Annotated in this window: 11 protein-coding genes; 6 read left to right on the plus strand and 5 right to left on the minus strand. The window is 32.2% G+C overall.

Annotation, left to right across the window (positions count from 1 at the left end; translation table 11 throughout):
• Nucleotides 1-7: 7 nt before the first annotated feature.
• Nucleotides 8-2,710, plus strand: a complete 2,703-nt coding sequence (locus tag B0A58_RS01125; protein ID WP_089079520.1) for a DNA gyrase/topoisomerase IV subunit A — start codon at nucleotides 8-10, stop codon at nucleotides 2,708-2,710.
• Nucleotides 2,711-2,748: 38 nt separating this feature from the next.
• Here the strand turns inward: B0A58_RS01125 and pheT are convergent, their stop codons facing one another.
• The gene (gene pheT, locus B0A58_RS01130) at nucleotides 2,749-5,208 is read right to left on the minus strand and encodes a phenylalanine--tRNA ligase subunit beta (protein WP_338082472.1); all 2,460 of its coding nucleotides are present in this window, start codon (nucleotides 5,206-5,208) and stop codon (nucleotides 2,749-2,751) included.
• Between the two features lie 261 nt (nucleotides 5,209-5,469).
• On the opposite strand from pheT, the gene kdsB reads away from it, so the two are divergent.
• From kdsB to B0A58_RS01145, 3 genes are all read left to right on the plus strand, one after another.
• Nucleotides 5,470-6,216 (plus strand): 3-deoxy-manno-octulosonate cytidylyltransferase, encoded by a 747-nt coding sequence (gene kdsB, locus B0A58_RS01135; protein ID WP_089079521.1) that lies wholly within the window; start codon nucleotides 5,470-5,472, stop codon nucleotides 6,214-6,216.
• A 125-nt stretch (nucleotides 6,217-6,341) separates the two neighbouring features.
• A complete protein-coding gene (locus B0A58_RS01140; RefSeq protein ID WP_014083901.1) occupies nucleotides 6,342-6,986 on the plus strand; it encodes a DUF47 domain-containing protein in 645 nt (214 codons plus the stop codon).
• A 29-nt stretch (nucleotides 6,987-7,015) separates the two neighbouring features.
• Nucleotides 7,016-8,371, plus strand: coding sequence for an inorganic phosphate transporter (locus tag B0A58_RS01145; protein ID WP_014083902.1), 1,356 nt, complete (start codon nucleotides 7,016-7,018; stop codon nucleotides 8,369-8,371).
• A gap of 63 nt (nucleotides 8,372-8,434) precedes the next feature.
• On the opposite strand, the gene B0A58_RS01150 is transcribed toward B0A58_RS01145, so the two are convergent.
• Nucleotides 8,435-8,836: an excinuclease ABC subunit B gene (locus B0A58_RS01150; protein WP_014083903.1), complete on the minus strand. Its 402-nt coding sequence runs from the start codon at nucleotides 8,834-8,836 to the stop codon at nucleotides 8,435-8,437.
• Between the two features lie 49 nt (nucleotides 8,837-8,885).
• On the opposite strand from B0A58_RS01150, the gene B0A58_RS01155 reads away from it, so the two are divergent.
• Nucleotides 8,886-9,686, plus strand: a complete 801-nt coding sequence (locus B0A58_RS01155) for an alpha/beta hydrolase (protein ID WP_089079522.1) — start codon at nucleotides 8,886-8,888, stop codon at nucleotides 9,684-9,686.
• Nucleotides 9,687-9,704: 18 nt separating this feature from the next.
• Complete coding sequence (locus B0A58_RS01160) at nucleotides 9,705-10,112, plus strand: DUF1456 family protein (RefSeq protein ID WP_089079523.1); 408 nt, start codon at nucleotides 9,705-9,707, stop codon at nucleotides 10,110-10,112.
• 2 nt (nucleotides 10,113-10,114) lie between these two features.
• Here B0A58_RS01160 and B0A58_RS01165 read toward each other — a convergent pair whose 3' ends face one another.
• The 3 genes from B0A58_RS01165 to B0A58_RS01175 form a co-directional block, all read right to left on the minus strand.
• Nucleotides 10,115-10,411 carry a DUF721 domain-containing protein gene (locus B0A58_RS01165; protein WP_089079524.1) on the minus strand — a complete coding sequence of 99 codons (297 nt, stop codon included), beginning with the start codon at nucleotides 10,409-10,411 and terminating at the stop codon, nucleotides 10,115-10,117.
• Nucleotides 10,411-10,830: a hypothetical protein gene (locus B0A58_RS01170; RefSeq protein ID WP_014083907.1), complete on the minus strand. Its 420-nt coding sequence runs from the start codon at nucleotides 10,828-10,830 to the stop codon at nucleotides 10,411-10,413. Before B0A58_RS01170 ends, B0A58_RS01165 begins: the two co-directional genes overlap by 1 nt.
• A gap of 242 nt (nucleotides 10,831-11,072) precedes the next feature.
• Nucleotides 11,073-12,335 (minus strand): tetratricopeptide repeat protein, encoded by a 1,263-nt coding sequence (locus B0A58_RS01175; protein WP_089079525.1) that lies wholly within the window; start codon nucleotides 12,333-12,335, stop codon nucleotides 11,073-11,075.
• Nucleotides 12,336-12,338 lie beyond the last annotated feature (3 nt).

Genomic DNA, 12,338 nt, shown 5'->3' on the forward strand with positions numbered 1-12,338 from the left:
AAAATAAATGAAAGACGAACAAGACAACATCATTCCAAACGAAGACGAAAACAACGATTCTATGGAAGTAAATGACAACACTAACAAAGGCTTTGAGGACATAGTTTCCTCAGGTGGTCACCATTTTTACGACAATAACGAAAACCCCGAAGACACCATTACCAAAGTAACGGGAATGTACAAAGATTGGTTTTTGGACTATGCATCGTATGTGATTTTAGAACGGGCTGTTCCCGCAATTGAAGATGGTTTTAAACCTGTTCAAAGACGTATTATGCACTCAATGAAGGAGTTAGATGATGGGCGCTATAATAAAGTAGCAAACATCGTTGGGCACACCATGCAGTATCATCCTCACGGAGATGCGAGTATTGGTGATGCTATGGTGCAAATTGGACAAAAAGATTTGATCATCGATATGCAAGGAAACTGGGGAAATATTCTCACAGGGGATAGTGCCGCTGCTTCTCGATATATTGAAGCTCGGATTTCTAAATTTGGACACGATGTGCTTTATTCTCCAAAAATTACGGAATGGGGCGTGTCTTATGACGGTCGTCGTGCGGAGCCAATTAACTTGCCTGTGAAATTTCCACTTCTTTTGGCTCAAGGTGCAGAGGGAATTGCAGTTGGATTGTCCACCAAAATTTTACCCCACAATTTCAATGAATTGATTGATTGTTCTATCAAAGTGTTGAAAGGAAAACCGTTTACATTATATCCTGATTTTCCAACCGCTGGAATTGCCGATGTATCCAATTATAATGACGGTTTGCGTGGTGGAAGAGTTCGTGTACGGGCAAAAATTGGTCAATTGGATAAGCAAACGTTGGTCATTACACAAATTCCTTTTTCGACCAATACGGGAACTTTGATAGATAGCATCCTGAAAGCCAATGAAAAAGGCAAAATTAAAATCAAAAAAATTGAAGACAACACGGCTGCTGAGGTTGAAATATTAATTCACCTCCCACCTGGTGTTTCTCCTGATAAAACCATTGATGCTTTGTATGCATTCACGGCTTGTGAAACCTCTGTGGCGCCTTTGGGTTGTGTCATTGAAAACCACAAACCATTGTTTATCGGTGTTACGGATATGTTGCGAATTTCGACAGACAGAACTGTTAATTTGTTGAAAAGAGAACTCGAAATTCAGCTAGATGAACTCGAAAACAAATGGCATTTTTCTACCCTAGAAAAGATTTTCATCAGAGAAGAAATGTACATCGATTTTAAATTGTATTCTGATCGAGAATCATTATATAAATACATGTATGACCGTTTTGAACCTTTCAAAAAATCATTTGTTCGGGAAATTAATGATGATGATTTGCAAAAATTAACCCAAATTCCAATGATTCGAATCACCCGTTTTGATTCGGATAAAGCGGATGAAGCCATTGCAAAATTGGAAGCCGATATGGAACAAGTGAAGCATCATTTGGATCATATTATTGATTATACCATCGATTTTTTCCAAAAATTAAAAGACAAATACGGAAAAGGCAGAGAACGTCAGACAGAATTGCGAAGTTTTGATACCATCGAAGCAACAAAAGTGGTGCTTAGGAATACCAAATTGTATGTCAATAAAGAGGAAGGTTTCTTTGGAACTGGACTGAAAAAAGACGAATATGTGGCTGATTGCTCGGATATAGATGATGTAATTGTCTTTTTGAGAGATGGAAAAATGATGATTTCTAAAGTAGATGAGAAAAAATTCGTAGGAAAAGACATTATACATATTGCAGTTTTTGATAAAAACGACAAGCGAACCATTTATAATATGATGTATCGCGATGGCAAAAACGGTTCCACATTCATCAAGCGATTTAATGTTTCTGGAATTACAAGAGATAAATTTTATGATTTAACTCAGGAAAAACCAGGTTCGATGGTTTCCTATTTTTCTGCAAATCCAAATGGGGAAGCTGAAGTAGTTACTATTCTTTTAAGGCAAGTGGGTAGTGTAAAAAAATTGAAATGGGATGTTGATTTCTCTGAAATTGCTATAAAAGGAAGGGCTTCTCGTGGAAATACCATTACCAAATATCCAATTAAAAAAATCGAGTTAAAAGAAAAAGGAATTTCTACTTTATTGCCAAGAAAAGTTTGGTTTGATGAAACGGTGCGTAGATTGAATACAGAAGCACGAGGAGAATTGTTGGGCGAATTTAAGCCCAATGACAAAATATTAATCATCAACCAGTCGGGAAAATTGAAAGTAATTACTCCAGAGTTGACCACTCATTTTGATGACGACATGATAGTTTTGGAAAAATGGCATCCGAAAAAACCCATTTCTGCCATTTATTTTGACGGAGAAAAGGAAAAATATTTTATTAAAAGATTTTTAGTTGATTTTGAAAATAAAGAAGAAACCTTTATTACGGAACACGAAAAATCGAAATTGGAAGTTGTTGCTACAGCGTATAAACCCGTAGCTGAATTGGTTTTTGCCAAAGTAAAAGGCATTCAAAAAGAAAACCAAATCATTAATATGGAAGCATTTATTGCCATAAAAGGTTTTAAAGCTTTAGGAAATCAACTCACTGCAGATAAATTAAAACAAGTCAATTTATTGGACCCTTTGCCTTATGATGAACCAGAAGAAATTGTAATACCAGAAGGATTACCACTTTTTGAAGACGATTCAAAAACTGAATCAGACCTTGATGAAGACGGACAAACTATTTTAAGTTTAGATTAAATAAAAAAGCCACTTTTAAAGTGGCTTTTTTAATAAAATTATCTAAGTACTGCACCTAATTCATTAATTATATTAAATTGTATCTTGTCCATTACTTTATCAATTTGTTGATCGGTAAGGGTTTTAGAATTATCTTGTAAAATAAAACTTACAGCATAAGATTTTTTTCCTTCTGGTAAATTCTTTCCTTGATATACATCAAATAAATCAATTTCTTTTAAAAGTATTTTCTCGGACAAACGGGCAATTTTATAAATATGTTCAAAAGCCACTTGCTCGTCTAAGAGTAAAGATAAATCCCTTCTTACTTCTGGATATTTTGGAATTTCAATAAATTTAATTTTATTAGAAATCACTTTTAAAATAGCATTCCAATTAAAATCTGCAAACAATACTTCTTGTTTGATATCAAAATGTTTTACAATAGGTTTTTTTATTGTACCAAATTCCACCAAAACCTCATTTCCTAAAGTATAAGACATTCCTTCGCTAAAGACATCAGAAGTAAGTGTTTTGTTTTGTAATTTTTGAATACCTAATCGGCTAAAAATACTATTGATTATTGATTTGAACATAAAAAAATCTGATTTCATAGATTGATTTGTCCAGTTTTGACTGTTTCTATTACCAGAAACAAACAAGGTCAAATGTTTGTTCTCTTGATAACCTTTTTCAAATTGATGATAACTTTTACCAAATTCAAATAATTTTAAATCTGTATTTTTTCTGTTGATATTAAATGAAACGGCCTCCAAACCCGAAAAAAGTAAAGATTGTCTCATTGTGGCCAAATCGTTACTTAATGGATTCAATATCGAAACATTATGTGCTTCATTTAAATTTTCTGAAAGTTGTATATAATTGGATGTTGTCAATGAATTGGCCATCATTTCATGAAAACCATTGGCATTTAATTGACTTGCAATAATATTTTGAACTTTATAATCTTCTGTTCTTGCAGCATTAAATGTTGTTGCATGAAGTTTTTTCGAGAATTGAATATTGTTATATCCGTAAACTCTTAAAATTTCTTCAATAACATCAACTTCTCTTTGAACATCTACACGATAAGATGGAATAACAAGTCCAAGACCAATTTCAGTTTCACTATTAATTTTTATATCCAGTGATGCTAATATTTTTTTGATATTTTCTTTTGGCAATGATTGACCTATTAATTTATTGGTTCTTTCAAAGTTTAAAAAAACAGTAAAATCTTCTATTTTTTTTGGATAATTATCAATAATATCAGAAGTTATTTCACCACCAGCAACTTCTTTTATTAATAATGCAGCTCTTTTTAAGGCATAAACAGTAATATTTGGATCTATACCTCTTTCAAATCTAAATGACGCATCGGTATTTAAGCCGTGTCTTTTAGCGGTTTTTCTGATGCTAACAGGATTAAAATAAGCACTTTCTAAAAAAATGGAAGTGGTATTTTCTGTTACTCCTGATTTTATTCCTCCAAAAACACCCGCAATACACAAAGGCCCTTTTTCATCACAAATCATCAAATCTTCTTCATGTAACGTTCTTTCTACTTCGTCTAATGTTGTAAATTTTGAACCTGAATCAACCGTTTTTACCAATATTTTTCCAGAAATTTTATTGGCATCAAATGCGTGTAAGGGTTGCCCTAATTCATGTAAAACATAATTGGTAACATCCACAACATTATTTTTAGGGTTGATTCCTATTGCTTTTAATCGATTTTGAAGCCATTCTGGCGATGGTTTGATGGTTAATCCAGAAAGTGTTACGCCACAATACCTAGGTGCTAACTTGGTGTTTAACACATCGGCATCTATTTTTAATATTTTTTTATCTACTCTAAAATTACTTATTGATGGTGTAATGAGTTCGACATGTACACCACTTTGAAGCATACCTGCCCTCAAATCACGTGCTGTTCCCAAATGGCTCATGGCATCGGCTCTATTGGGAGTAAGTCCAATTTCAAACACTTCGTCATTTTCTATCTGAAATACCTTGGCAGCAGGTGTCCCAACTGGCCATTTGTCTTCTAATATCATTATGCCGTCATGACTATCGCCAAGACCCAATTCGTCTTCGGCACAAATCATTCCATGACTTTCCATATTGCGAATTTTACCTTTTTTTATAGTAAATTCCTTACCTTCTTTATCGTATAAAACAGTGCCAATAGTAGCTACCAAAACTTTTTGTCCAACGGCCACATTTGAGGCACCACAAACAATTTGCAAAGAATTTTCGGCACCAATATCTACAATGGTAACTTTCAGTTTGTCGGCATTGGGGTGTTGTTCAAAAGTTAATATTTGTCCTACAACAACTCCCTCCAATCCGCCTTTTAGGGATTGAAATTTATCTACAGTTTCCACTTCCAATCCTAAATCTGTCAATAAGGCTGCTGTTTCTTCTGATTTCCAATCTATTTTTATAAATTGTTTTAACCAATTGTATGATATTTTCATTTTTTTGTTAATATAAATTATAGTTGTAGTTTTATTTATTATTTTTAGGAATAAATCTCGTTTTTTTAGCCTATTATTAATATTATTTGACTTAATTTTAGCTGCTATTGTAGCATATAAAAACACAAAAAAAAAGATTATTCGTTGTTTTTTAGAATGCAAATATAAAAAAATACCATCAAAAGTAACATGCCAAACGCATACTTTTAAAATAAATTTACAAACAAAATATTTACATGCTATATTTAAGTAAATTTGCCATAACTTAAAACGATTTCTTCACTATTATTATATATTACAATGAAAATTATAGCTGTTATTCCTGCTCGATATGCTTCTACACGTTTTCCTGCAAAATTAATGCAGGATTTAGAAGGCAAAACCGTTATAGCCCGAACTTATCAAGCGGCTGTCGATACTCAATTATTTGATGCTGTATTTGTGGTAACGGATTCTGAATTAATTTTTCAAGAAATTGAAATGCAAGGTGGCAAAGCCATTATGAGTCATAAAACACATGAATCGGGTTCAGACAGAATTGCTGAAGCCGTAGCCCATTTGGATGTGGATATTGTCTTAAATGTTCAGGGAGATGAACCTTTTATAAGCAAACAGCCACTTGTGGATTTGATTGAAGTTTTTAAAAATGATAAGAAAAACGAAATTGATTTGGCTTCTTTAATGAGAATTATCGATAACGAAGAGGAGATACAAAATCCTAATCATGTCAAAGTGGTAGTAGATCAAAACAATTTTGCATTGTATTTTTCTAGGTCGGTAATTCCTTATCCAAGAGAAAAAAATGTAGGTGTTACCTATTTTCAACACATTGGTATTTATGCTTTTCGAAAACAAGCCTTGTTAGATTTTTATCAATTGCCTATGAAGTCATTAGAAGCTTCAGAAAAATTAGAGCAATTACGGTATCTTGAATTTGGTAAAAAAATAAAAATGATTACTACAAATCAAGTTAGCATAGGTATTGATACCGAAGAAGATTTAGATAAAGCAAGAAAATATTTAAAAAAAAATATAAATTTAATGTAATATTACCAAAATGTTAAGTTTTGGTTAATAGAAATGCTAAATATTAATTTGTTAATACTCTGTTAATGTTTACTTAACATTAGTCCAATACATTTGCCTCAATAAATTAAAAAAAAATTAATATTATGTCATTAAACAGTATTTTTCAGTTTTTAACTCCAAAAGACAAAATGTTCTTTCCTCTTTTTGAAAGTGCTAGTAATAATTTGATAGAATTGGCTACAATTTTACATGAAGCTGTAAATCTACCCGCTGCCGAAAGAGAAAGTTTGTTTAATAAAATTGACGAATTGGAACAAAAAGGTGAAAATATTACACATCAAACAAATTTAGAATTAAGCCGAAATTTCATAACTCCTTTTGATAGAGAAGATATACATGCCTTAATTACTGCAATAGATAATGTAGCAGATAATTTACATGGTGCATCAAGTCGTATGAAATTATATCATATTGATAAAATAACTAAGTCTATTCGTAAATTAACTGAAATTAATTTAGAGGCATGTCAAAATATCAATACTGCAGTAAAAGAATTGAGAAATTTGAAAAATATTCAAAAAATAACCGATGCTTGCGCAAAAATTAACAAACTCGAAAACAAATCAGACAATGTATATGACAAAGCTGTTGCCGAATTGTTTATCAACGAAAATGATGCCAAAAATATTATAAAATATAAGGAAGTACTTTCTGTTTTAGAATCAGCTGCCGATAAATGTAAAGGAGTTGCAAGTGTTTTAGAGTCTATCGCTGTAAAACATTCTTAATAAATAATTATTTTAAGAAAAATATTTTTATGGATTTTACTTTACTTTTAATCATCATCGTACTTGCTTTAATATTTGACTACATCAATGGTTTTCATGATGCAGCTAATGCTATAGCAACCGTAGTGGCTACCAAAGTTTTAACGCCTTTTCAAGCGGTACTTTGGGCAGCTTTTTTTAATTTTTTAGCCTTTTGGGTATTTGGTTTTGGTGTTGCCGATACGGTTGCCAAAACGGCTCATACCATGGAAATCAATTTAATTGTAATTTTAGCGGGTGTAATAGCTGCAATTTGCTGGAATTTACTTACTTGGTGGTTGGGTATTCCTTCTAGTTCTTCTCATACTCTTATTGGCGGATTTGCTGGTGCCGCTTTGGCACATGCCATTGCTGTTCACGGATTTGATGCTTATACTGTTGTAGAAAAAGGTGAAACTTTGACCAAACATTGGTATGATATTGTAAGCTGGTACAAGCCTGGTAAAGATGGGGGCATGCCCTCTGGAGTAGCCATTATTATTGCATTTATTGTATTAGCTCCTTTGGTGGGGGCTTTGGTTTCTTATTTTATTTCATTATGGTTGCTTTATGCTTCTAAAAAAACCATTATGCCAAAAGTTTTTACCGTTTTTTTAATGATTGCAACGGTATATTTTATCAACGGAAAATTACATACTTATGCTAAAATTTCAGAAAAGAGCCATCCTCGTTTTGAATCACATTTTTGGAGTGTGGTTTTGGAACCTGAAAATATAAAATGGTTTCTAGTTGCATTTATTATTTTATCAATTAGTGCTTTTTGTCTGGTGTTTAGTAGTTTAAGTTACAGTAAATCAACTGCATATCTCAAAAAAATGCAATTGCTTTCTTCGGCTGCTTTTAGTTTAGGACATGGAGGAAACGATTCTCAAAAAGTAATGGGAATTATAGCGGCAGCAGTGGCTGTATATATTCATACCACTGGATTAGCTCAAGATTCTTTGCCTGATTGGTTAGATGTAGTTTTGCCAAAAGACGATATAAAAGGTAAAATGCCCGATTGGATTCCGCTTGCTTGTTATAGTGTTATTGCAGCTGGAACTTTAAGTGGAGGTTGGAAAATTGTGAAAACAATGGGGTCAAAAATTACAAAAGTATCTTCATTTGAAGGAGTTGCTGCTGAAACGGCGGGTGCTTTGACTTTATATTTTACCGAACATTTAAAAATACCAGTAAGTACAACACATACCATTACAGGATCTATAATAGGAGTAGGGCTTACCAAAAGGGTATCGGCCGTTCGATGGGGGGTAACTGTAAGTTTATTATGGGCATGGGTACTCACAATTCCAATTTCTGCAATACTTGCAGCAATATTTTATTTTACATTAAATCTATTTTTATAATATAAAATTTTTGTAAGAAATACCCAAAACGTGTTTTATTTATGAAGCACGTTTTGGGTATTTTTAATTGTGTTGAATTTGAAAGGCACTAACTAATTCTTCTGCCTCAACAAGATGGTTTTCACTTGATTGCATGATTTTTAATATATAATCCATACTTTTTGGATTCAATCCCATTCGCAATCCTATGTCATGTATGGCTTGATTTTCCTTAAAATCTACTTTTCCATCACAATGCATCAATAATGCCAATCTATAAAACTGAACTATGCGCTGAAATTCATCTTTTATCGGGATGATGTCATCTCTTTTTCTGAATAAATCTAAAAAAGCGTCTTTTTCAATGCCCAATTCTATCGAAACCATCAACAAAAAATCATATTCTTTGTCATGCAATTCTTCATCTACCAATGCAAAAGCGATTAATTCTGAAAGTAAACTAATTTTTTGTGCCCGTGTACTCATTTATTGTATATTTTTGGCTAAAATAATATTTTTAATTAAATTGTCAATAATGAAACGTTTTTTTATTTGTTATCTATGGATATTTTTTTGGAGCTTTTCTTTTTTCGGACAAGTACAAAATGTTGATTCTAAGGTTTTTACGTTTGATGTACCTGCACCACAATTTCAAAAACCTCGAAAAATTTGGATTTATTTACCTCAAAATTATGAAGCTACATCTCAAAAATATCCTGTAATATACATGCTCGACGGCCAAAATTTGTTTGACAACCAAACGGCTTTTGCTGGCGAGTGGCAAATAGATGAATCGCTGGACCAACTGAAAGCAAAGGTAATTATCGTTGGAATCGAACACGGAAATGATTTGAGATTATCTGAATTGACCCCATTTTCAAATGAAAAATATGGAGGAGGCTCTGCCGATTTGTTTTTAGATTTCATCATACAAAATCTTAAACCTCAAATAGATAGCAAATTCAGAACCAAAACAAATTCTAAAAACACAGCCATTTTTGGAAGCTCATTGGGCGGATTATTTGCCTATTATGCAGTTGTAAAACACCCTGAAGTTTTTTCTAAAGCAGGCGTTTTTTCTCCTTCTTTTTGGTTTTCAAATCAAATTTATGAATTAACTGAGCATGCACCCAAAATTAAAGCCAAAATTTATTTATTATGTGGCGATAATGAAAGCCCAGATATGGTTAACGAAGTCAATAAAATGAACTATTTATTGAATGTAAACCGTTGCAGTTGCCTGAAATTGACCAAAAAAGTTATTGTAAAAAACGGCCAACATAATGAAAAATTATGGCGAGAGCAATTTCAAAATGCTTACCTTTGGCTTTTTTAAAAACGAAAACTTTTTCAAATGACAAATAACGATATTTTCAAAAAATTAAGAGTAGCACTGATGTTACGTGACGATCAAATTGTTTCAATATTAGAGCTAGTAGATTTCCGAATAACAAAATCAGAACTAGGTGCTTTTTTTAGAGACGAAAAACATGAAAATTATATGGAATGTGGCGATCAAGTGTTAAGAAATTTCCTTAATGGATTGATTATTCATTTGAGAGGAACAAAAGATAATCCTAAAAACCCAAATGAAGTCCTTCAAAATATCAAAAAAGAAGCCACTTTTAAACCAACAAAACCAATCATAAAAAACACGCCAAAGTCCAATTTCAAGAAAAAAAATACTTCAAAAGCAGCACAACCTAAAGTTCAAGTGATTGAAAATGTAAAATTTAATAACGGTAAAAACAAAAAGAAATAATATTATCTTAATATTACTTCTTGTACTACCTCTCTTCTCAAGGCTTCATTGAGAAGGGTAATTATTTTGTCTTTACCATAGCTCAATTCAGCTCTCAATGTTGAGGAACTCAATTTGACATACAATTTACCCGATTTTAAAATTACATCTTCTGTATAAGCATTAACTCCGTTTCCCATGATGTTTTTCCATGCTTCTCTTACATTTACATCGTCTATGCCCGATTGAAGTTTGTTTTTTTTAATAATTTCTTTTATAACATCGGCCAAACACTCTTCGTTACTCGTTCTTTTATTCATTATTTTTTGCTATATGGTTCTTGTCTATTGTATTGATATTCAAACCCTTTTGCATCTTTCAAAACCAAAAAATGTTCCGATGCTTGCAAAATTTCTTCCTTAACTGTATCTTTTGTTTTGGGATATACCAAATAGCTTTTACCCGATTGTTGAATTACTTTTACATCTTCAAAATCATCACTCACTAAATAAGAACCATCCAGTTGTGGATGAACTTTCTTACGAAAACCCTTATGGTTTTTTATTTCAAAATAATCAATGGATTCGTTTACTTTGTAGCCTTTTTCGCTACCATCTGGCAATACAACATTTTGTATTTCCCAATAACCATTAATTTTTGCCTCTTCTATAGGTTTTGATGGGGTACATGAAAAAAATAACATGCCCAAACCTATTAAAAATAAATTTTTAAATGTCATACAAATATATTTTTGGAGCCATTCCAGCTGTTCGCTATATCTTTTGTTTTTTAAAGAAAAAAACAAAAGGATGTCGCTTCCATCTGGGCTAGGGCACCGTTTTTCAAAAGAAACAAATTTAGTATAAAAATGGGCTTTTTCAAAATTATAAAAGTTAAAATTCTATTTTAAATTCCTATTTATTTGCATAAAAAAACCTCTTGAAATGCAACAAGAGGTTTTAATATTAAAAAATAAAAATATTACATTTTAGCTTTCAAAGCTTTAGCTTTATCGCTCATTTCCAATGTTTTATAAACGCTTAATAAAGTTTTGGCAATATCTTCATTTTTTGGATTTAGCTCATAAGCTTTTTCCAAATAAGGTAAAGTGTCAGTAAACATTTTAGTACGATCCGTTTTCAATACGTTGTATCTTTTAGTATCTTTATCAGAGGTGCCAAGTTTGTTCATTTCTGTAACAATTTTTTCATCGGCACTTAATTTTAACTCTGCCATATTAGCATAAGCATTAACATAAGTAGGGTTGATTTCGATGGCTCTTTTGAAATATTTCTCTGCATCTACAAGTTGATTCGCTTTACGACTAATTACACCTAAATTATAAACTAAATCAACGTCGTTTGGATTTTTTTCCAACGCTTCTGAAATAAGTTTTTTGTAAGTATCCATGTCGTTCAATTTCAAATACAAGTCTGCTTCCGTCAATAACAATGAGCTGTCCTCTGGATTGGCTACTCTAGCCTCACGAATTGCTGTTTTAGCTTCTGCATCTTTTCCATTTGTAACTAAAATTAATGCTATATTTTTCATGATTTCACCTCTTTTGGAAGGTATTTTTTCTTCTCTAGGTTTTTCATGTGTGCCACCTTTTACAAACAAATCACGCTCTGCTTTTGTTGCAAACTGCTCTTCAGCTTTTGAGTCTTTATTTGTTGCATAATAAACGGTGCCTTCTCCAGAATAATTATTATTTTTCAACTCTTGATAATATGTCAAAGCACTGTTATAATCTTTTCCATTAATGGCATAACCCGCTGCATAATACAGTTTTTCCATATCTTTGGTGTCCAAATCATATGAAACTTTCAATAGTTTAGAACCTTCGGCATAATTGTCTTTATTACCCAATTCTACAGCTGCATTTACCAATTTGCCTTTCAAAATATTAATATTTTTCAAGGCTTCTTCAGTAAATTTGGCTTTGCCACTAGCTTTTTCAATAGCTTGTAAACTGGTATAGGCTTTTGCGGCATCCATCAAGTTTTGAGAAACTTCCATGTTTTTATTGGCCAATTCTAAAGCAATGTTTCCTTTTACAAACTGGTATTGGGCTTTGTCAGCATCTGTGGCCAATAGGGGTTCTGCTGCCATTAACAAGGTTTTAGCTTCAGGAGCATTGCCATTTTTTAAGGCTTTTTCAGCCGCTTTCAATTCGTTTTTTTGTGCCATGGCACCTGTCGAAATCATGACTATCGATGCTAGAATTAAATATCTTTTTTTCATAAA

The sequence above is a fragment of the Flavobacterium branchiophilum NBRC 15030 = ATCC 35035 genome, assembly GCF_002217205.1.
Classification (GTDB): domain Bacteria; phylum Bacteroidota; class Bacteroidia; order Flavobacteriales; family Flavobacteriaceae; genus Flavobacterium; species Flavobacterium branchiophilum.

What these genes read in the sequence shown, in the direction of transcription:
- B0A58_RS01125 (WP_089079520.1), top strand. Translation starts at nt 8, where the DNA reads ATGAAAGACGAACAAGACAACATCATTCCAAACGAAGACGAAAACAAC.
- kdsB (WP_089079521.1), top strand. Translation starts at nt 5,470, where the DNA reads ATGAAAATTATAGCTGTTATTCCTGCTCGATATGCTTCTACACGTTTT.
- B0A58_RS01140 (WP_014083901.1), top strand. Translation starts at nt 6,342, where the DNA reads ATGTCATTAAACAGTATTTTTCAGTTTTTAACTCCAAAAGACAAAATG.
- B0A58_RS01145 (WP_014083902.1), top strand. Translation starts at nt 7,016, where the DNA reads ATGGATTTTACTTTACTTTTAATCATCATCGTACTTGCTTTAATATTT.
- B0A58_RS01150 (WP_014083903.1), bottom strand. Translation starts at nt 8,836, where the DNA reads ATGAGTACACGGGCACAAAAAATTAGTTTACTTTCAGAATTAATCGCT.
- B0A58_RS01155 (WP_089079522.1), top strand. Translation starts at nt 8,886, where the DNA reads ATGAAACGTTTTTTTATTTGTTATCTATGGATATTTTTTTGGAGCTTT.
- B0A58_RS01160 (WP_089079523.1), top strand. Translation starts at nt 9,705, where the DNA reads ATGACAAATAACGATATTTTCAAAAAATTAAGAGTAGCACTGATGTTA.
- B0A58_RS01165 (WP_089079524.1), bottom strand. Translation starts at nt 10,411, where the DNA reads ATGAATAAAAGAACGAGTAACGAAGAGTGTTTGGCCGATGTTATAAAA.
- B0A58_RS01170 (WP_014083907.1), bottom strand. Translation starts at nt 10,830, where the DNA reads ATGACATTTAAAAATTTATTTTTAATAGGTTTGGGCATGTTATTTTTT.
- B0A58_RS01175 (WP_089079525.1), bottom strand. Translation starts at nt 12,335, where the DNA reads ATGAAAAAAAGATATTTAATTCTAGCATCGATAGTCATGATTTCGACA.